The organism is Bacteroidota bacterium (assembly GCA_005882315.1).
In the GTDB taxonomy this organism is placed as follows: Bacteria; Bacteroidota; Bacteroidia; order Chitinophagales; family Chitinophagaceae; genus VBAR01.
In genome coordinates this window covers 1,513,046-1,534,395 of sequence record VBAR01000001.1, presented here as the reverse complement: position 1 = coordinate 1,534,395, position 21,350 = coordinate 1,513,046, and the positions used below count along the sequence as shown (strand labels likewise).

Below are 21,350 nucleotides of genomic sequence, written 5' to 3'. Positions count from 1 at the left end.
TATGAAGCTTGTATTATTCATCATATTATTATTAACTGCTTCCTTAACAAAAGCGGAAGATGGATATGATTTATGGCTTAGGTATAAGCCAGTAGAGGATGCCAAACGATTAACCGAATACAAATCACTTTTTAGTAAAATTTCAATATCAGGAAATTCTGTTACTGTACAAATTATTAAAGATGAGCTTACAAAAGCTTCATTAGGCATGCTAAATCAGAAACCATTATTCATTCAAGGTTATCAGAATAAGGTTACACTCCAGTTCATTAAAAACAATTCACCACTTGCAGTTTATGATCCACAATCTGAAAACAAAGTTTTAAAACTTGGAGACGAGGGCTTTCTGATAAAAAGAGGTGTAGAAGGTCAGGTAATGGTTTACTCTGGCTCTGAAGTTGGATTATTGTATGGAGCATTTCATATTCTCAGGCTTATGCAAACAAGGCAGGACGTTTGGAGCCCCAAGCCTTTTGTCTCCATTCCCTATCTGAAGCTACGTTTACTGAATCATTGGGATAATCTCAACAGAACTGTAGAAAGAGGTTATGCGGGTTTTTCCATATGGAACTGGCATACTTTACCCGACTATATAGATCAGCGCTATATTGATTATGCAAGAGCAAATGCATCGATTGGTATTAACGGAACAGTTCTTACAAATGTGAATGCCAATGCAACGATACTTACAAAACCCTGGTTAGAAAAAGTAAAAGCATTGGCAGATCTTTTTCGTCCGTATGGAATAAAAGTTTATCTCACGGCAAGATTCAGTGCACCGATAGAATTAGGAAAATTAAACTCAGCTGATCCACTGAATGATACAGTTCAGCAATGGTGGAAAGAAAAAGTAAAAGAAATTTATTCGATCATCCCTGATTTTGGCGGCTTCCTTGTAAAAGCAAACAGCGAAGGGCAGCCAGGTCCGCAAGATTATAAAAGAAATCATGCAGATGGCGCAAATATGCTGGCTGATGCAGTAGCACCATTCGGAGGAATTATTATGTGGCGGGCATTTGTTTATAATCCCGAGTCAAACGACCGGTTCAAACAAGCTTATGAAGAATTCCAACCGCTTGATGGCAAGTTCAGAAAGAATGTTTTAGTTCAAGTGAAAAACGGACCGATCGATTTTCAACCGAGAGAACCTTTTTCTCCTTTATTCGGTGCAATGCCACAAACTCCTTTGATGATGGAGCTTCAATTGACACAGGAGTACCTGGGACAGGGAACTCATTTAGTTTACGAAGCCCCTTTGTTTAAAGAAGTGCTGAGTGCTGATACTTATTCAAAAGGAAAATCTTCAACAGTCGCAAAAGTAATAGATGGCAGTTTGGATAATCATACCTTGACTGGCATGGCCGGAGTAAGTAATATCGGTAATGATATTAACTGGTGTGGCCATCCTTTTGCACAGGCCAATTGGTATGCCTTAGGAAGGCTAAGCTGGGATTATAATTTGTCATCTGATCAAATAGCAGATGAATGGATAAGACAAACAATTACTAATGACAAGAAATCTGTTACAGTTATAAAGAACATCATGCTTAATTCACGTGAAGCATTGGTAAACTATATGACTCCAATTGGTCTTACACATATTATGTACAACGGCCATCATTATGGACCAATGCCATGGGGTAATTCATTGAACCGCCCTGACTGGAACCCAGTATATTATCATAAAGCTGATTCAATTGGAATTGGTTTTGACAGAACAGTAAAAGGAACAAATGCATTGGCTCAATATAAAACAGAAATAAATAATGCTTTCTCTGATATAAATAAATGTCCGGATGAATATCTCTTATGGTTTCATCATGCATCATGGGATCATAAAATGAAAAGTGGAAGAACATTGTGGAATGAACTCTGTTATAAATATTATACCGGCGTGGATTCAGTTAAATCATTTCAGCAACAATGGAGCAAACTGGAAAAGAACATCGATAAAGAACGATTCGCACAGGTAAAGCAATTGCTGAATATTCAATTGAAAGATGCAATATGGTGGCGCAATGCCTGCTTATTGTATTTCCAGACTTTTTCTAAAATGCCGATACCCGCCAACTATGAACAACCAGATAAAACACTGGAGTATTATAAAAGCATAAGAGTTTTATTTGCACCGGGTAATTAGAAACCAGATTAACCTTTGATAAAAAAATAAAATGAGTAATAACACAAAAAAAATTGCTATTGTAACAGGTGGTGGTTCGGGTCTGGGCTATGCTATTGCAGAAAAGTTTACACAATCAGGCATTGAAACCATTATTGCAGGAAGGGATAAAGAAAAATTAAATACAGCAAAAGAAAAACTGGGTCTGTTGTGTCATCCCATGAGTTGTGACTTGAGTGATCTTTCCTCCATCCCTGGATTTATTAATGCTATTATTAAACAATTCGGGCAAATAGATATCCTGGTGAATAACGCAGGCATTAATATGAAAAAAGAATTCATAGAAGTAACTGATGAAGATTTTCAGAAGATCATTACAACCAATCTTACTTCTGTTTTTTCCATAAGCCGTGAAGTGGTGAAACATATGCTTGATAAAAAAAGCGGATGCATTATTAATATCAGCTCGATGGCAGCACAGTATGGTTTACCAAAAGTGATTGCTTACAGTGCCAGCAAAACTGCAATTGATGGAATGACAAGGGCCATGGCAGTTGAACTATCACCAAAAGGAATTCGTGTAAATGCAATTGCACCAGGTTTTATTTATTCAGACATGACAGCAAAAGCACTGGACAGTGATCCGGAACGAAAAGCAAAAGTATTCTCAAGAACACCAATGGGAGTAATGGGGCAAGCTTCGGATATAGGTGATGCAGCTTTGTTTTTAGCAAGTGATGCCGCGAAATACATTACAGGTGTTGTGTTGCCGGTAGATGGTGGCAATAGTATCGGTTTTTAATTTTGTTAACTGGCCGCACCTGCCTGCCGGCATGCAGGTCGCCAAGAGTAAGTTTACTGTGCGATGCATAGCTTGGACAGAGTGAAGCAAAGTGTTCAACTGTATAAATTCTATTTAGCAATGAAACAAGTAAAGTTTTTTTTATTTTTTTATGTCATAGCTGTTACAGGAAAAGCTCAGCTTGTAATAGGTGCCAAAACCCTAAATTCATTTTCACTATCCGCTTCAGTAATCTATGTTGATGATGCTGATCATGCACTTGTAAAAAAAGCAGCCGAACTATTACAACAGGATATTGAAATGGTAACTGGTAAAAAACTGCAATTAGTAAATAAACTTCCTTCTTCGTCATCGGTTGCCATTATTATTGGCTCTCTTCAAAGATCGCCTGGAATTTCTCAATTGATCAAACAGAAAAAGATCAATACAAAAAATATAAGTGCCAAATGGGAAGCATACCAATTACAGTCGTTGCCAAACGCTTTGGTCATTGCTGGTAGTGATAGAAGAGGAACTGCTTATGGAGTTTTTGAATTCTCAAAACAAATTGGTGTATCTCCCTGGTATTGGTGGGCAGATGTTCCTGTGAAAAAGAAGAAAGAAATTTTTGTTACCACTAATGTCTTTATAACCGATGCCCCTAAAGTAAAATACCGCGGTATTTTTATTAATGATGAAGCGCCGGCATTTTCCGGTTGGACAAAAGAAAAATTCGGTGGCGTTAATCACCTGGCTTATGAAAAAGTTTTTGAGCTCATTCTTCGATTGAAAGGAAATTATCTCTGGCCGGCAATGTGGGGCAATGCATTCAACGATGATGATACTTTAAATCCCATATTGGCCGATAAATATGGAATTGTGATGGGCACATCACACCACGAACCGATGCTGAGAGCACAGCAGGAATGGAAGCGATACGGAAAAGGCAAGTGGGATTATGATAGCAACCAGGTTGTGCTAAAAAATTTCTGGAGAAAGGGAATAGAAAATAAGGGTTCACATGAAAGTATAATTACTGTAGGCATGAGAGGCGATGGTGATATGCCGATGAGCCGCGAAACAGCAACCGGCCTGCTGGAAAGAATTGTGACCGATCAGCGAAAAATTCTTGAAGAAATAACTAAGAAACCCGCTAGCGAAACCCCTCAGTTATGGGCCTTGTATAAAGAAGTACAGGATTATTATGATAAAGGGATGAGGGTGCCGGATGACGTTACTTTATTATTATGTGATGATAACTGGGGCAATATCCGTAAACTTCCCAAACTGGATGAAATGCCACGAAAAGGTGGTTACGGAATTTATTATCACTTCGATTATGTAGGAGGGCCGAGAAATTATAAATGGCTAAATACAAATCCGATTCCGAAAGTGAGGGAACAAATGCACATGGCCTATGAATACAATGTTCGTCAAATATGGATCGTCAACGTTGGTGACATCAAACCAATGGAATTCCCCATTTCTTTCTTTTTGGATTATGCATGGAACCCCGACAAGATCGGCGCAGACGATATAAAAAAATATACCGAGGGGTGGGCAGCATCGCAATTTGGAAATGAGCATGCAAAAGAAATTGCAGAGTTGTTATCCAAGTATGCAAAATATAATGGCAGAAGAAAACCCGAAATGCTGGATGCCAATACGTATAGTTTCAATTATAATGAATGGGAAAATGTCGTTAATGATTATAATGCCCTTTTACGTATTGCAGAAAAAATAAATGCAGAACTACCTACACAGTATAAAGATGCTTTCTTTCAATTAGTGCTTCATCCAATAAAAGCCTGCGCCAATCTGAACGAAATGTATTTTTATGTGGCATTGAATAACAGGGCCGCAAAAGCAAAACAGTCAAATACCAATTTCCTGGCTGATAAAGTAAAAGAGCTTTATGCGAGGGATTCATTAATCTCTCTTGAATACAATCGTCTCAACAATGGCAAATGGAACCATATGATGGATCAAACACATATTGGTTATACTTACTGGCAGCAACCAAACCGGCAAAAAATGCCTGACGTAAAATACCTGCCGAAAGATTCTATAGAAAAGGATATCGTAAAAATTGATGTTTTACCCAAAACCTCTGAAAAACTTATTTCTTCAGGCAGCAAAGGCAATATTTTTTATGAACAGGATGGCTATGTATCAATTGAAGCATCACATTATACGAAAGCGATTAACGCAGCTTCTATTAAGTGGGCTATTCTTCCCGACCTTGGCAGAACCGGCGATGCGGTAACAACTTTCCCTGTAACGGCATCTATACAAAAGGCAACACCAACTTCTGCTCATCTTGAATATGAAGTATACACCTATAGTAAAGACAGTTTGAAAATAAACGCTTACTTCTCCCCTACTCTTAATTATTATAATTCCGAGGATGGTTTGCAGTTTGCAATTTCAATTGATGATGAAACTCCGCAAATTATCAGCATCAATAAAGAAGATCGGAACACCGGCGCCGGGATCTGGAACAAGTGGGTTGGTGAAAGTATCATTGCAAAAACCACAAATCATAAGATAAATTCACCGGGTAAACATATTGTAAAATACTGGATGGTGAATTCAGGTGTAGTATTACAAAAAATTGTGTTGGACTTCGGTGAGGTAAAACCCAGTTACCTGGGCCCGCCGGAAACAAGAACTATTAAATAAATAAAAACAATGGATACGAAAAGAAACCTCTTGTTGGGCTTATGCGTTGTTGCGATCTCTGTTACTTTTATTTCCTGCAGCAGCAGTAAGAAAGTAACGGGATCATCTGGTTCTTCCACACTAAGGGAAGCCTACAAAAACGACTTTTTGATCGGCACTGCCCTTAACTCCCAGCAGATAGAAGAAAAAGATTCCAATGCAGCTAAACTGGTTCCGGAACAGTTTAGTGCTGCGACTCCTGAGAATATTATGAAAGCGGAGATCATTCATCCACAATGGGACAAATATAATTTTGACCTTGCGGACAAGATGGTAGAATATGGAAAGAAGCACAATATTCTTATCAATGGTCATACGCTTATCTGGCATAGTCAACTGCCGGCTTATGCAAGAAATATTAAGGATGTTGATTCATTTAAAACTTTTTTTAACAATCACATTACCACGATCGCCAGCCGCTATAATGGCAAAATGTATTCCTGGGATGTTGTGAACGAAGCATTAAATGAAGATGGTACTATGCGTAAATCAATTTTCCTTGACAAACTTGGAGATGATTTTATAACAGAGGCATTTCGTTTAGCACAAAAAGCCGCTCCGGATACTAAATTGTATTACAATGATTATAATATCGAACAACCAAAGAAAAGAGCCGGTGCGATTGCTATAATAAAAAAAATACAAGCAGCCGGTGTACGTATTGATGGTGTAGGTATCCAGGGTCATTGGCATTTGAACAAGGTACCTTTTAAAGAAATTGAAGAAAGCATCCAGCAATTTTCAGCACTTGGGATAAAAGTAATGTTCACTGAACTCGATATTGAAGTGCTGAAACGTGATTTCCAGGGCGCCGATGTTAGCCAAAGGGTCGCTTCAAATCCTGAATTAAATCCTTATGTTAACGGTTTGCCGGATAGCGTGCAAGTGCAATTGGCAAATGATTACGAAAATTTATTTAAACTCTTTTTAAAATATAAAGATAAAGTTACACGTGTTACATTCTGGGGAGTAAACGACGGACAAAGCTGGCTGAATGGCTGGCCTGTAAGAGGAAGAACTAATTATCCTTTATTATTTGACAGGCAATACAAACCCAAACCTGCGTACTACAAAGTGATTGAGCTGAAAACAAATTCCGGATCAGGAGAAAGTGCTAAAAAACCATTCTAACAAACTAAAACAAAATCATGAATACGAATGCTTCCCAAAAACTTTCCGTCATTGAAAAGATTGGCTATAGCCTGGGCGATCTTGCTGCAAATCTTATTTTTCAGACCCTCGTCACTTTTCTTGCATTCTTCTATACAGATGTTTATAAAATACCTGCAGGCAAAGCAAGTTTTATAATTACATTCTTTGGTTTTGCTGGTGCATTTTTTAATGTCATCATGGGAATTATTGCCGACAGAACAAATACACGTTGGGGAAAATATCGTCCGTGGATATTGTGGACAGCAGTTCCCTTTGGTGTCATTTCTCTTCTCGCATTCAGTACACCTGATTTCAATGAGTCCGGGAAACTTATTTATGCCGCAGTTACCTATTTCTTTTTAGTAATTATTTATTCCGCAAACAATCTTCCCTACTCTGCTTTAAGTGGCGTACTTACAGGTGATATGAAAGAAAGAAACAGTCTTTCTTCCTATCGGTTTGTTGCCGTAATGGTGGCACAATTTATTATTCAAGCTTTATTGCTTCCGTTGGCACTATCAATTGGCCATGGCGACAAACAAAAAGGTTTTGAAAGTGTAATGTTGTTCTTTGCTATTGTTGGTGTCGTCTGTTTCATCATTACATTTTTAACTACAAGGGAAAGAGTGAAGCCGATTGTCGAACAGAAAAATTCCATTTCCAGCGACTTAAAAGATCTAACGAAGAATAAACCATGGATCATCATGCTATTCCTCACTATTCTTGTGTTTGTTACGCTGGCATTAAAAGGTGGCATGAATATCTATTTCTTTAAATACTATTTGAATCATGATGCGGAGTCACAATTCCTGGAGAATATCGGCTTCAATAACTTTATTGCTGGTTTGAATAGAACTCTTACTGGTATTGGCCTTGGAAATTTTGAATGGCCACAGGACCCGCCGTCATCTGCCAATAGTTTATTCAATGCAGGCAGTATCATTTTTATGATCGTTGGGATCATGTTCAGCAAACCACTAGCTGACAAGTTTGGTAAACGGAATATATTCGGAATTTTTCTTGTACTGTCTGCTTTATGCCTGGTGATGTTCTATTTCTTTTCACCTGAATCAGTCGGGTTGGTGATACTTACACATATTTTTCATGGATTTTTATATGGAATAACTATTCCTATTCTTTGGGCTATGATCGCCGACGTGGCAGATTTCAGTGAATGGAAAAACAACCGAAGAGCAACCGCCATCATCTTTTCAGCTATGATATTTGGCTTAAAAGTGGGATTGAGTCTCGGGGGCGGCCTTGGAGCATTCCTTTTAAGTAAATACGGCTACGTTGCAGATGCGGCGCAACAAACTACGGAAGCAATTAATGGGATCAGGATGTCAGTGAGTATATATCCGGGGATCATTTTTATCATTGGTGCTGTTTTGCTTTTCGGGTATGCGATCGATAAAAAAATGGAAACAACAATTGAAACCGATCTCAAAGAAAGAAGAAAATTAGCCACAGCTGTTGCATAAAAAACGGTTGGACAAACTGATTTTATTGAACATATTTTAATTGAAAACGTAATAATATGCCTGAAGAAAGTATTGCACATATAGATTTTGAAGAACTAAATAAGAAGGCAATTTCCCAACCAGTCGTTTCACATATTTATACGGCTGATCCATCTGCACATGTATTTAATGGAAAAATTTATATCTACCCTTCTCATGATATAGAGAATGATATTTCATTTGACGATCTTGGAAGTCATTTTGCAATGGAAGATTATCATATTTTGTCAATGAACTCACCTTTGGATGAAACAGCAACTGATCATGGTGAAGCATTACATGTAAAAGATGTTCCCTGGGCTGATAAGCAAATGTGGGCTCCTGATGCAACAGAAAAAGATGGGGCCTATTATTTATTTTTTCCTGCAAAAGATTATGAGGGAATATTTCGTATTGGTGTAGCGACAAGTTCGTCACCCGTAGGCCCTTTCACATCTCAACCAACACCAATCAAAAAAAGTTTTTCAATCGATCCAGCGGTATTCAAAGATGATGATGGATCTTATTATATGTATTTCGGTGGAATTTGGGGAGGCCAGTTACAACGTTGGAGAACAGGGTCGTTTAAAGCAGAAGGTGATGGTCCGCTTTTTCATTTACCAAGTGATAACGAGACAGCTTTATGTGCAAAAGTTGCAAGATTGACAAATGACTTGCTCGAATTTGCTGAAGATGTTAAAGATGTTGTGCTACTCGATGAAAATGGCAAATCACTCCTTGCAGGTGATACGGAGAGAAGATTTTTTGAAGCATCATGGATGCATAAGTATAAAGGCAAATACTATTTCTCTTATTCTACCGGTGATACGCATTATGTATGTTATGCAATTGGTGACAATCCGTACGGGCCATTCACTTATGCCGGAAGAATTTTAAATCCTGTTGTTGGCTGGACATCGCATCATTCAATAGTGGAGTTCAACAGTAAATGGTATTTGTTTTATCATGACAGTAGTTTATCACAAGGAGTAACTCATTTAAGATCGGTAAAAGTAACAGAACTGGTACATGATGCGAATGGAAAGATAAAAACCATTGATCCCTATAAATAAGACATATTTATGACGAATGCTTAATAAATAGTTATGAAGAAAATTTTCTTTTCGATTCTGCTAGTGATCTCTTATAGTGCTTTTGCACAGGATTACAAATCATTCCCAATGTGGGATCCTTCCTTACCGATGGAACAAAGAGTGAATGATGTGGTAAGTCGTTTAACGTTGGAAGAAAAAGTAAAACAAATGCTCAATGCAACACCAGCCATTCCGCGATTAGGTATCCCCGCTTATGACTGGTGGAATGAGACATTGCATGGCGTTGCAAGAACACCATTTAAAGTAACATCATATCCTCAAGCGATAGCCATGGCGGCAACATGGGACTCTACTTCACTATTTCACATGGCTGATTATTCAGCACTCGAAGGAAGAGCGATATATAACAAAGCGATGGAATTAGGAAGAACAAAAGAAAGATATTTAGGATTGACATACTGGACACCAAACATTAACATCTTTCGTGATCCTCGTTGGGGCCGTGGACAGGAAACGTATGGTGAAGATCCTTTCTTAACAGCAATGATGGCCCGTGCATTTGTTCGTGGCTTGCAGGGAGATGATCCAAAATATTTGAAAGCAGCAGCATGTGCTAAACACTTTGCAGTGCATAGCGGTCCGGAGCCATCACGACATATTGATAATTTTAATCCCACTACATATGATCTCTGGGATACTTATTTACCGGCATTCAGAGAATTGGTCACCAATGCAAATGTTGCAGGGGTGATGTGCGCCTACAATGCAGTTAATACACAACCTTGTTGTGCAAATGATTTGTTGATGACAGATATTCTCCGCAAGCAATGGAAGTTTACCGGTTATGTTACCAGTGACTGTTGGGCAATCGATGATTTCTTTAAATATCATAAAACGCACAAAGATTCTGTAACAGCTGCGGTGGATGGAGTTGTTCATGGTACCGATATCGAATGTGGCACTTCGGTTTATTATACATTATATAACGGAGTAAAAAGCGGCTTGATAAAAGAAGAGCAGCTTGATATTTCATTGAGAAGATTATTTATGATCCGTTATCGCCTGGGCATGTTTGATCCTCCTTCTATGGTAAAATATGCGCAAACACCAGCATCAGCTTTAGAAGCGCCGGAGCATAAAGCTCTTGCTTTAAAGATGGCGCAGCAATCAATTGTACTATTAAAGAATGACAAAAACTTGTTGCCACTTAGTAAAAAAATAAAAAAGATTGCAGTGGTCGGTCCAAACGCTGATAACACTATTGCTGTTCTTGGAAATTACAATGGAATGCCGTCGGAAATTGTTACTGCATTAAAAGGAATAAAAGAAAAGTTGGGAAAAGATGTGGAGGTGGTATATGAAAAGGCGTTGAATTTCACCAATGATACTTTATTGGCTTATACAGATGTAAGCAGGCAATATACTATTGGAGAAGGCACTCCGGGATTCAGGGCTGAATATTACAATAACACGGAGCTAAAGGGTGAACCGATCGTACAAACAGAAAACAATCTTGATCATTTCTGGCAGGAAGGTCAAGCAGTAGTTGGCGATATCAGGGCTAATAATTTTTCGGCTCGTTACACCACCTATTACTCGTCAGACAAAGATGGAGAGATAACTTTTGAAATAGAAGGTGATGATGGGTATAAATTTTTTATCAATGATAAAGAAATATATAATTCATGGTTGCGCAACCGCTGGGGAGCAAGGCAATATCGCCAGAAAATTGTGAGGGGCCAGCAATATAAAATAGTAGTGGAATACTGGCAGGGAGAAGGCAAGGCCAATATAAGATTAAGAGCCGGAAATTTTGAACGGTTCGACATGAATGCATTTTTGAAACGTATTAAAGATGTAGACGCTATCATTTATGTAGGTGGAATTTCTCCGCAACTGGAAGGTGAAGAAATGAGAGTTGATTTTCCTGGTTTTAAAGGCGGCGACAGAACTTCAATTCTTCTACCCCAAATACAAACCAAAGCAATGAAAGCATTGAAGTCAACCGGCAAACCGGTTGTATTTGTAATGATGACTGGAAGTGCGATCGCTATTCCATGGGAGAATGAAAACATTCCTGCGATCATCAATGCATGGTATGGCGGACAAAGTGCTGGCACTGCAATTGCGGATGTTTTGTTTGGCGATTATAATCCCGCGGGAAGATTGCCGGTTACTTTTTATAAAAGTGACAACGATCTGCCAGACTTTAGCGACTACTCTATGAACAACAGGACTTATCGTTATTTCAAAGGTGAAGCGTTATATCCTTTTGGATATGGGTTAAGCTATACGACGTTTAAATATGATCAACTAAAAATTCCTGCAACCATTACAAGGGGCAAGAATATCACAGTTAGTGTCAGAGTGACCAATACAGGTAAAAGGGATGGAGAAGAAGTAGTGCAATTGTATTTGCAGCATCAAAACCTTAAAGCGAAATCGCCAATCCAGGCATTAAAAGGGTTTCAGAGAATTAGTTTAAAGAAAGGAGAAAGCAAAACGATAAATTTTGAATTGACACCGGAACAATTGTCATTAGTGAATGAAGCCGGGTCAATATATCAGCCAGCCGGAAAAATTTTGATAAGTGTTGGTGGTGGTCAGCCGGGAATAAAAAATAAAACAACAAGTAATGTTGCAAATTCAATCATTACTGTATTATAATAAATGAGTATGAAAAAAATATTTGTTCTAATCAGTTTATTCTGTGTAAAGATCCTTTCTGCGCAAAACACTATTGTTTTGAATGCTGACAAAGGCAAAGACATCATCAACAAAAACATCTACGGCCATTTTGCAGAGCATCTTGGTCATTGCATATATGGTGGATTTTATGTTGGTGATAGTAATACAACCATTCCGAATAAAAATGGTATAAGGCTTGATGTTGTCGATGCATTAAAAAAATTAAAAATACCAGTGCTTCGTTGGCCGGGTGGATGTTTTGCAGATACATATCATTGGAAAGATGGTGTGGGCCCCAAAAAAGAAAGGCCATCAATGCTGAATGTATGGTGGGGAAATGTAAAAGAAGATAACAGTTTTGGCACCAATGAATTTTTGAACATGTGTGAAATGCTTGGTGCAGAACCTTACCTCAGTGGAAATGTAGGAAGCGGCACACCACAGGAATTAAGTGATTGGGTAAAATATACTATTCATCCTAATGGAAGCAGCCCGATGCCGGATTTACGTTTGAAAAATGGACGTGCCAATCCATGGCATGTAAAATACTGGGGATTGGGAAATGAAGCCTGGGGTTGCGGCGGAAATATGAAACCTGAGTATTATGCAAACATCTATCGTCAGTATGTCACTTTCATGACCAATGGCGATCCTAAAGAGCGGATATTCCGGATAGCATCAGGTGCAAGTGACGCAGATTATAACTGGACAGAAGTTTTAATGCGGGATATTCCGTTAAACATGCTTGATGCTGTAGGTGTTCATCATTATTCTGTAATTGATTGGAGCAAAAAAGGATCTGCTACGGCATTTTCAGAAGAAGAATATTATTCAACTATGCAAAAGGCTTTGCAAATGGAAGAATTAGTCACCAAACACAGCGCTGTCATGGATAAATATGATCCTGCAAAAAGAGTAGCGATGGTGGTAGATGAATGGGGCGGATGGTATGATGTAGAACCAGGTACAAATGGTGCTTTCCTCTTTCAGCAAAACACAATGCGGGATGCAATGATTGCAGGCACTACGCTTAATATTTTTAATAATCATTGTGAAAGGGTAAAAATGGCAAACCTTGCTCAGATCATTAATGTTTTGCAGGCGGTAATTCTTACCCGGGAAGAAAAAATAATTTTAACTCCCACTTACCATGTAATGGAAATGTATAATGTACACCAGGATGCGGTAATGCTGCCTATTACTTTAACAAGCGATAATTATACAATGGGGAAAGAAAAACTAAAAGCTATTTCTGCATCTGCATCAAGAGATAAAAATGGCCTGACACATATTTCCCTGGTGAATATTGATGCGAATAAAGCACAATCGGTTTCTATCAACATTAACGGGGCGGATTATAAAACAGTTAGTGGAAGAATTTTAACGTCTGACAAATTACAGAACTATAACAGCTTTGAAAATCCGAATAAAATTGTTCCTGCTGTTTATAATGGAGCACAACTTAATGGCTCAAAACTAAACTTAAATATTCCGCCTTATAGCGTGGTAGTACTTGAATTAAAATGAGAAATGTCAAAAAAATATTTGTTCTAATATCTTTTTTGGTAGCAGCCACTTTTTGTTTTGGTCAGCAGGTAAAAACAAAACAGTCAAAATCGTCGGTTAAGATAACCATCGATAGTGTTTTGACAATATCATCAGGAGATCAAAAGTTACTGACTTATCAATTTAAAACAGTTTATCCTCCAGCCGGACAGGATACAAATTATAAACGAAGTGGCTTTATTCATCCGCTTTATACTCCGCACGGGCAGGTACTGACAAGGATTCAACCACCCGATCATTATCATCATTATGGTATCTGGAATGCATGGACACATACTTTCTTCGAAGGCGATACCGTTGATTTCTGGAATATAAAGGGCAGGCAAGGTACAGTGAGGTTTGTAAAATTTACTTCCAAAACAAGCAACGAAAAATACGCAGAGTACACCGCTTTGCAGGAGCATGTAGTATTCAAAAAAGATAAAACTGAAAAGGTTGCGCTGAATGAATGGCAAACTGTAAGAGTATATGATCCCGTAAAGGATGGTGATTACTATATAGTCGACATTACTTCAAAAATGCAGTGTGCTTCACAAAGCCCTTTATTGATCGTTGCTTATCGATATGCCGGCTTTGGTTGGCGGGCCACTGAATATTGGGACAAGAATAATTCTGAAATGCTGACATCGGAAGGCAAAACAAGAGATAATACAGATAATACTAAAGGAAGATGGATAGTGGTTTATGGCTCCCTACCGGGTAATGATGAAGGTGGAATTGTGATGTTATCACACCCGACAAACTACAATGATCCTGAACCAATGAGAATATGGGACAAAAAACAAAACGGTGGACGCGGCGATGTTTTTGCCAGCTTTGCTCCTACAAAAGATAAAGATTGGCTTTTAGAACCTGGTAAAACATATACATTAAAATATAGGCTGGTTGTATTCAATGGAAAATTTGATGCAGCAAAGGCAGAGAATGCATGGAAGACATTTGTGAAAGAGGTGAAATAGCGTACATGAAAAGTGAAACGTCAAACGTGAAAGGCCCTGTCTCACTTTTCACATTTCACGTTTGACGGGATAGCTGAATAGAATTACTGAATGTACAAGAGTGCGACGCAACAGAAGCTAAATAGAATTTCAAAAGTTGATAACTTAAAAATATTCATCATAAAAATTAAAGCTGATGAAAAAAAGAAATCAATCTCGTCGAGAGTTTTTGAGTAACTCCCTTAAAGCATCGGCGTTCCTGGCACTTCCTTCAATAGTGCCTTCAAGTGTGTTTGGAAGAAATGCGCCAAGCAATCGTATTAATGTTGCAGCGATCGGTACGGGACGTATTTCCCGTGTTCATGATATGCCCGGTGTTTTGCAATATGATTATGCACAAGTAATGGCTGTTTGTGATCTCGACTCAAATCGGGCTGAAGAAGGAAAAAAATTCGTGAATGATTTTTACACCAAACGTGATGGCAAACCATTTGATGGTGTGAAACCGTACACTGATTATCGTGAGTTGCTGCAGAATAAAGATATTGATGCGGTGCTGATCAGCACGCCTGATCATACACATGCAATGATCGGTGCAGCAGCTGCCCGTGCTAAAAAACATATCTATATGCAGAAGCCGGCATCGCTGACGATCGCTGAAGGAAGATTGATCGCTGATGTAGTTACAAAAAGTGGTGTGAAGTTCCAGATAGGAAGCCAGCAACGGAGCAGTGAACAGTTTCGTTATGCGGCAGAGTTAGTTCGTAATGGCCGCATTGGTGAATTGAAAACTGTTTATGTTGGCTTGCCGGGTGATCCTCCGGGTGGAAAAAAAGATGAAATGCCTGTTCCGAAAAATCTCAACTATGATATGTGGCTTGCATCAACTCCTGAAGTTTATTATACAATTGATCGGGTACATCCGCAGTCTGGTTATGATCGTCCGGGCTGGTTACGGTGCGAACAGTTTGGCGCTGGCATGATCACAGGTTGGGGGGCACATCATATTGACAGTGCACATTGGGGAATGGGAATGGAACGCAGCGGCCCTGTTGAGATCTGGTGTGATAAAGTTGAGTTTGCAACTGGTGGATTGTGGGATGTGCATGGCATCTTTAAAACAGAAGCAAAATATGCCAATGGAGTTACGATGATCGTTAGTAATGAATTTCCAAATGGAATAAAGTTCGAAGGTACTAATGGTTGGGTGTTTGTTTCAAGAGGTGACTACAATGTTACAGCAAGCGATCCAACAAAACCAGGCGAAAGAGCAAAAAAAATTGATGCAAGTGATCCAAATATGCTTACATCAGTTATTGGTCCAAATGAATTTCATTTTACAGTGAGTAAGGAACATCATGGCAACTGGCTCGAAGCAATAAGGGATAATAAAGCACCTATCGCACCGGTGGAAGAAGCACATCGTGCCTGCTCAGCCTGTTTGCTGCATCATATTTCAATGAAGTTGAAAAGAAAATTGCATTGGGATCCAAAAACAGAAAAATTCAAAAATGATAATGAGGCAAATGCAATGTTGAGTCGCAAGCAAAGAAAGGGATATGAAATAGTAGCGTAAGGTTTTATTTGTGTAATAAGCTTTTGTTCCCTGGTTGGGTGTCCCTTGCGACGCTCCGTTCAACATTTAAAACTCTAATGAGCAATGAAAAGGGTATCAAACATATTTGTATTACTGGCAGTTTTAATCTCCTGCACCAATCATCATACTGAAAATAAAAAACCTGTTCGGTTAGTTACACTCGACCCCGGTCATTTTCATGCAGCATTGGTACAAAAAACAATGTATAATGATGTAGACTCAGTTGTTTATGTTTATGCCCCTGATGGGAATGACTTGAAATTGCATCTTGACAGGATCAACTCTTACAATTCTATAGCAGAATCACCTACCCGATGGAAAGAAGAGGTTTATACTGGTGCTGATTTTTTTGAAAAGATGATTGCAGAGAAAAAAGGGAATGTGGTTATGCTATCTGGCAACAATCAAAAGAAGACAGGCTATATTTTACAATCACTTCAAAATGGACTTAATGTATATGCTGATAAGCCAATGGCAATTGATCCGACCGGATTTGAAAAATTAAAGCAGGCATTTGAAGTAGCATCAAAGAATAATTTGTTGCTATACGATATAATGACCGAACGCTATGAAATAACATCAATACTTCAGCGGGAACTTTCCATGATACCTGAAGTATTTGGCGAGCTAGAAAAAGGAACACCTGAGAATCCTGCTGTAGAAATGTTTAGTGATCATAATTTTTATAAAAACATTTCAGGCAATATAGTTGTAAGACCAGCCTGGTTTATGGATGCATCACAACAAGGCAATGGCATCGTAGATGTAACAACGCATTTGGTGGACCTGGTACAATGGGAATGTTTTCCAGAACAAAGCCTGGATTATACAAAAGATATTACTTTGGTGGCAGCAAGGAGATGGCCGACTACAATGACTCCAACGCAATTCAAAACAATTACTAAGCTGAATGAGGTCCCATCTTTTATTGAAAGAGACAAACAAACCGATTCTTTGCTACAGGTGTGGTCGAATGGCGAGATCAACTATATAATAAAAGGTGTTCACGCAAAAGTTACTGTTGTATGGATGTATCAAACCGCCAGCGGAAGTGATACACATTATTCTATTATGAGAGGCACTAAAGCTAACTTGATCATTCGCCAGGGTAAAGAGGAAAATTACAAACCGGTTTTATATATTGAACCATTGATTCTTTCTGATAGGAATGCTGAGCTGATTAAAGCAATAGAAAAACTTAAAATAAAGTATCCCGGCATTGAAATAACCGGAAGTAAAAATGGCTGGCAGCTACTTATTCCGGAAAAGCTGAAAGAAGGTCACGAAGCACACTTCGCAAGGGTAACAGAAAAATTTCTTGATTATTTAAAAAACAAAAATATGCCTGCATGGGAGGTACCAAACATGCTGGCAAAATATTATACAACAACTAAAGCATTGGAACTGGCTTTAAAAAATAAATAATGAAAAAGATTCTTACCATTTTTTTTATTGTAGCCTATGTAAGGTCATCTGCACAATATCCCCGTGTAGATATTCCCGGTTCGGAAGTAAGAAAAATAACTTCTTCCATTGTTGCAGGGCAGGAATATGAATTACAGATCTTGTTGCCCGGCGGTTATAAAAACAGTAATAAAAAATATCCTGTTGTTTATCTCATGGATTCGCAATGGGATTTTCCTTTACTTAAATCATTATACGGTCAGCATTACTATGATGGTTTTATTCCCGAGTTGATTATTGTTGGGGTTACATGGGGCGGCATCAATCCCAACCCGGATAGTTTAAGAGCAAGAGATTATACACCAACTAAAGAAAACAGGTTACCGCAAAGCGGCGGCGCTGATCAATTTCTTTCGTTTATGAAAAATGAATTATTCCCTTTCATTGAAACAAACTATAAAGCTTCATCTGAAAACAGAACATTGATGGGTTGCTCGCTGGGTGGATTGTTTACTTTATATGCTTTATTTACACATACAGATATGTTCACGGGTTATGCGGCTGCAAGCCCTTCGGTCGGCTGGGGTGGTGAAGTATTATCGAAGTATGAAAAAGAATTTGCTCAAAAAAAATTATCTAACCCTGTTAGAGTATACATGACCATTGGTGATGTGGAAAGAAGCCGTCCCGTTTATGAAAAATTTGCTGCGCAAATGGCCGCCAGTAATTACAGCTCTGCGTCACTCAAATCAAAAATCCTGGAGAACACCGGTCACTCCGGAACCAAAAGCGAAACATTCAGCCGGGGCATGCAATATATTTTTGAAAAACCAAAACTAGATCTTAATGCGGCAGTTTTAAATAAGTATACGGGCACTTATGAAGCAACAAATGGAAATAAGATTGAAATAAAGAACGAAGATGGCAGGCTGGCTTTATACTTTTCTGCCAACAATAAATACCTGTTATACGCATCAAGTGAAACTGCTTATTATTCTACGGCTGAGTTTTTCAATCTTGAATTTAAAAATACAGACGGAAAGCCGCAAGGATTTCAACTCAACACGTATGGCAATTCACAGTTCATAAAGAAAGTAAACTGATATGAAGCATATACTATACATCTTACTTATTTTTTGTACATCATCATTGATAGGGCAACAAACGGATTCATTGGCACCGGCAGTTTATAACTGGAATAAACTGGAACCCAAAAAAGAAGACACAAGAATAAGAAGGCAAATTTTGGAAGGAAGCACTACATCGCTATCCTATTTTGAAATACATACGTCAACATTGGAACCGGGCAAAGCCCCGCATCCACCTCATACACATACTGACCAGGAAGAATTGATGATTGTAAAAGAGGGAACGGTAAAAATTACAATTGGCAATACAAGCAAAATACTCGGCCCGGGCAGCATAGCTTTTGTCATGCCCGGCGATGAACATGGAATTGAGAATGCAGGAGCCACAACTGCTACTTACTATATTTTAAAATATAAAGGCAGGATTCCAAATCACGAACGTGGCAAACAGGCCGGCGGTTCATTTATGCTCGACTGGAAAGAATTAAAAACAAATAATACAAGCAAAGGATTTCGAAGAGATTTTTTTAACCGTGCCACCTCACAATTGGCGCAGTTTGAAATGCACACTACTGCTTTGAATGCAGATTCTGTTAGTCATGCACCACATACACATGTGCAGGAAGAAATTGTTTTGATCTTACGTGGTAATGTAACTATGCATATCGATGGAAAACTAATTCCTGCAGCGCCAGGTGATGTGGTATTTCTTCCATCACTGATACCGCATGCTTTATTGAATACAGGAAAAGAACAATGTGAGTATTTCGCTTTTCAATGGAGAAATTAAAATGAAAAAGATTTTATACACAATAACGGCTTCATTGATTCTGTCTTTTGCCAATGGACAGATACAATTACCACGTCTTGTAAGAGATAGTATGATCTTGCAAAGAGATGCCAACATAAAGATCTGGGGATGGGCATCAAAAGATGAAAAGATTTCGATAAAGTTTAATAACAAAACTTATAAAACAAAAGCAGATGCAGCCGGTAATTGGTTGGTGATTCTTTCTCCTATGAAAGCAGGAGGGCCTTACACAATGGATATTACCGGAAAGAATAAAATTACCTTGAAAGAAATTCTGATTGGTGATGTATGGTTTTGTAGTGGCCAATCCAATATGGTGCATCAAATGAATATTCATGATGTGACTTATGCAAAGGATATTTCTGAAGCAAATTATCCGCAGATAAGACATTTTTGGATACCTACAATCACCAACCTGCAAGGTCCCCAGGAAGATCTTCCAACTGGTTATTGGAAATGGGCCAACCCAGAAGATGTAAGACCATTTTCTGCTATCGCTTATTTTTTTGCATTAAAGATCTATGAAAAATATCATGTGCCCATTGGTTTAATTAATGCAAGTGTCGGGGGCACTCCTATTGAAGCATGGACAAGTGAGGAGGGATTAAAAGATTTTCCTGCTTTGATCAGTACCATTCAAAAAAATAAAGACACTGCCTATATAAATGGATTAAGCAGAAGATCATTTGCCAATAATACAAACAGGCAAGCTCCGCCCCCGCAGGATAAAGGATTAACAGGGCCGAAAACATGGTATGATATTTCATATGTTCCTAAAAACTGGAAAACGATCTCTGTACCTGGTTATTGGGAAGACCAGGGTATCAAAGACCTGAATGGAGTTGTTTGGTACAGAAAAGAAGTCAATATACCTGCATCTATGACTGGCAAAGCGGCTAAAGTTTTTTTAGGAAGGATTGTTGATGCGGATATTTTATATATCAATGGAAAGCAGGTAGGCAATACAACATATATGTATCCGCAAAGAAGATATAATGTACCTGCAGATTTGTTAAAGACTGGTAAGAATATTTTGGTGGTTAAAGTAACCAACAATAACGGCAAGGGAGGCTTTGTTCCTGATAAACCTTATTGCTTGTTTGCAGGTAATGATACTATTGATCTGAAAGGCTACTGGCAATATAAGGTTGGTGAAGTATTCATACCTAGTGGCGGATTTGGTGGCGGAGGGGGTGGCATCAGTGCTCAAAATCAACCAGCCGCATTATACAACGCAATGGTGGCCCCATTGACAAACTATTCCGTCAAAGGATTTCTATGGTATCAGGGTGAAAGTAATTCAGGCAGAGCTGATGAATATGCAAAACTCCAGCCTGCACAGATTATAGATTGGCGAAATAAATGGAAACAACCAGGTGCTCCGTTTTTATTCGTGCAGCTTCCGGGATTTATGGATTATAATTACCTGCCATCAGAAAGCCAATGGGCTGGCTTAAGAGAAGCTCAATTAAAATCACTATCCGTTCCAAATACGGCAATGGCTGTCGCCATTGATGTTGGTGAATGGAATGACATTCATCCTGATAATAAAAAAGCTGTCGGAGACAGGCTGGCGCTTGCCGCAGAAAAAATTGCATACGGTGAAACCATTGTTTATTCAGGTCCAATCTATCAATCTGCAACCATTGAAGGAAATAAAATAACGATCAGTTTCAGTAATGTTGGAAGTGGATTAATTACAAATGACGGTGAAGAATTAAGCGAGTTTGCGATTGCCGGTGCAGATAAAAAATTTGTCTGGGCAAAAGCAAAAATTGATGGAGATAAAATTGTTGTATGGAATGATAATGTTGCGAGTCCAATGTATGTCCGTTATGCATGGGCGGATAATCCCGTGAATCCGAATTTGTATAACAAAGAAGGTTTACCTGCTTCGCCATTCAGAACTGATAAATAACAAACAATAAATA

14 protein-coding genes are annotated in these 21,350 nt (G+C 38.6%); all 14 read left to right on the top strand.

Going from position 1 to position 21,350, the window contains the following annotated elements:
* Position 1: 1 nt before the first annotated feature.
* The 14 genes from E6H07_06390 (at position 2) to E6H07_06325 (ending at position 21,337) form a co-directional block, all read left to right on the top strand.
* Positions 2–2,140, top strand: a complete 2,139-nt coding sequence (locus tag E6H07_06390; GenBank protein TMI65542.1) for an alpha-glucuronidase — start codon at positions 2–4, stop codon at positions 2,138–2,140.
* A 31-nt stretch (positions 2,141–2,171) separates the two neighbouring features.
* Positions 2,172–2,921, top strand: coding sequence for an SDR family oxidoreductase (locus tag E6H07_06385; GenBank protein TMI65541.1), 750 nt, complete (start codon positions 2,172–2,174; stop codon positions 2,919–2,921).
* A gap of 120 nt (positions 2,922–3,041) precedes the next feature.
* On the top strand, positions 3,042–5,582 hold the full coding sequence (locus E6H07_06380; protein TMI65540.1) for a glycosyhydrolase: 2,541 nt from the start codon (positions 3,042–3,044) through the stop codon (positions 5,580–5,582).
* Positions 5,583–5,591: 9 nt separating this feature from the next.
* Positions 5,592–6,752 carry an endo-1,4-beta-xylanase gene (locus E6H07_06375; GenBank protein TMI65539.1) on the top strand — a complete coding sequence of 387 codons (1,161 nt, stop codon included), beginning with the start codon at positions 5,592–5,594 and terminating at the stop codon, positions 6,750–6,752.
* A gap of 17 nt (positions 6,753–6,769) precedes the next feature.
* Entirely contained in the window at positions 6,770–8,254 is a 1,485-nt protein-coding gene (locus E6H07_06370) for an MFS transporter (GenBank protein ID TMI65538.1), read from the top strand.
* Positions 8,255–8,310: 56 nt separating this feature from the next.
* Positions 8,311–9,345 (top strand): alpha-N-arabinofuranosidase, encoded by a 1,035-nt coding sequence (locus E6H07_06365; GenBank protein ID TMI65537.1) that lies wholly within the window; start codon positions 8,311–8,313, stop codon positions 9,343–9,345.
* Positions 9,346–9,378: 33 nt separating this feature from the next.
* A complete protein-coding gene (locus tag E6H07_06360; GenBank protein TMI65536.1) occupies positions 9,379–11,994 on the top strand; it encodes a glycosyl hydrolase in 2,616 nt (871 codons plus the stop codon).
* 9 nt (positions 11,995–12,003) lie between these two features.
* On the top strand, positions 12,004–13,542 hold the full coding sequence (locus tag E6H07_06355) for an alpha-N-arabinofuranosidase (GenBank protein TMI65535.1): 1,539 nt from the start codon (positions 12,004–12,006) through the stop codon (positions 13,540–13,542).
* Positions 13,539–14,540 carry a hypothetical protein gene (locus tag E6H07_06350; protein TMI65534.1) on the top strand — a complete coding sequence of 334 codons (1,002 nt, stop codon included), beginning with the start codon at positions 13,539–13,541 and terminating at the stop codon, positions 14,538–14,540. The genes E6H07_06355 and E6H07_06350 overlap by 4 nt, the downstream gene beginning before the upstream one ends.
* Positions 14,541–14,715: 175 nt before the next feature.
* Entirely contained in the window at positions 14,716–16,095 is a 1,380-nt protein-coding gene (locus E6H07_06345; GenBank protein TMI65533.1) for a Gfo/Idh/MocA family oxidoreductase, read from the top strand.
* A gap of 84 nt (positions 16,096–16,179) precedes the next feature.
* Positions 16,180–17,541, top strand: a complete 1,362-nt coding sequence (locus E6H07_06340; protein TMI65532.1) for an oxidoreductase — start codon at positions 16,180–16,182, stop codon at positions 17,539–17,541.
* Positions 17,541–18,623 carry a DUF3471 domain-containing protein gene (locus E6H07_06335; GenBank protein TMI65531.1) on the top strand — a complete coding sequence of 361 codons (1,083 nt, stop codon included), beginning with the start codon at positions 17,541–17,543 and terminating at the stop codon, positions 18,621–18,623. Before E6H07_06340 ends, E6H07_06335 begins: the two co-directional genes overlap by 1 nt.
* A gap of 1 nt (position 18,624) precedes the next feature.
* A complete protein-coding gene (locus E6H07_06330) occupies positions 18,625–19,398 on the top strand; it encodes a cupin domain-containing protein (GenBank protein ID TMI65530.1) in 774 nt (257 codons plus the stop codon).
* A gap of 1 nt (position 19,399) precedes the next feature.
* Positions 19,400–21,337 (top strand): sialate O-acetylesterase, encoded by a 1,938-nt coding sequence (locus E6H07_06325; protein ID TMI65529.1) that lies wholly within the window; start codon positions 19,400–19,402, stop codon positions 21,335–21,337.
* The last annotated feature ends 13 nt before the right edge of the window (positions 21,338–21,350 follow it).

Excerpts from the sequence above, each read along its gene's own strand:
- E6H07_06335 (TMI65531.1), top strand. The coding sequence starts at position 17,541 with ATGAAAAAGATTCTTACCATTTTTTTTATTGTAGCCTATGTAAGGTCA.
- E6H07_06380 (TMI65540.1), top strand. The coding sequence starts at position 3,042 with ATGAAACAAGTAAAGTTTTTTTTATTTTTTTATGTCATAGCTGTTACA.
- E6H07_06370 (TMI65538.1), top strand. The coding sequence starts at position 6,770 with ATGAATACGAATGCTTCCCAAAAACTTTCCGTCATTGAAAAGATTGGC.
- E6H07_06390 (TMI65542.1), top strand. The coding sequence starts at position 2 with ATGAAGCTTGTATTATTCATCATATTATTATTAACTGCTTCCTTAACA.
- E6H07_06345 (TMI65533.1), top strand. The coding sequence starts at position 14,716 with ATGAAAAAAAGAAATCAATCTCGTCGAGAGTTTTTGAGTAACTCCCTT.
- E6H07_06360 (TMI65536.1), top strand. The coding sequence starts at position 9,379 with ATGAAGAAAATTTTCTTTTCGATTCTGCTAGTGATCTCTTATAGTGCT.
- E6H07_06340 (TMI65532.1), top strand. The coding sequence starts at position 16,180 with ATGAAAAGGGTATCAAACATATTTGTATTACTGGCAGTTTTAATCTCC.
- E6H07_06375 (TMI65539.1), top strand. The coding sequence starts at position 5,592 with ATGGATACGAAAAGAAACCTCTTGTTGGGCTTATGCGTTGTTGCGATC.
- E6H07_06330 (TMI65530.1), top strand. The coding sequence starts at position 18,625 with ATGAAGCATATACTATACATCTTACTTATTTTTTGTACATCATCATTG.
- E6H07_06355 (TMI65535.1), top strand. The coding sequence starts at position 12,004 with ATGAAAAAAATATTTGTTCTAATCAGTTTATTCTGTGTAAAGATCCTT.
- E6H07_06325 (TMI65529.1), top strand. The coding sequence starts at position 19,400 with ATGAAAAAGATTTTATACACAATAACGGCTTCATTGATTCTGTCTTTT.
- E6H07_06385 (TMI65541.1), top strand. The coding sequence starts at position 2,172 with ATGAGTAATAACACAAAAAAAATTGCTATTGTAACAGGTGGTGGTTCG.
- E6H07_06350 (TMI65534.1), top strand. The coding sequence starts at position 13,539 with ATGAGAAATGTCAAAAAAATATTTGTTCTAATATCTTTTTTGGTAGCA.
- E6H07_06365 (TMI65537.1), top strand. The coding sequence starts at position 8,311 with ATGCCTGAAGAAAGTATTGCACATATAGATTTTGAAGAACTAAATAAG.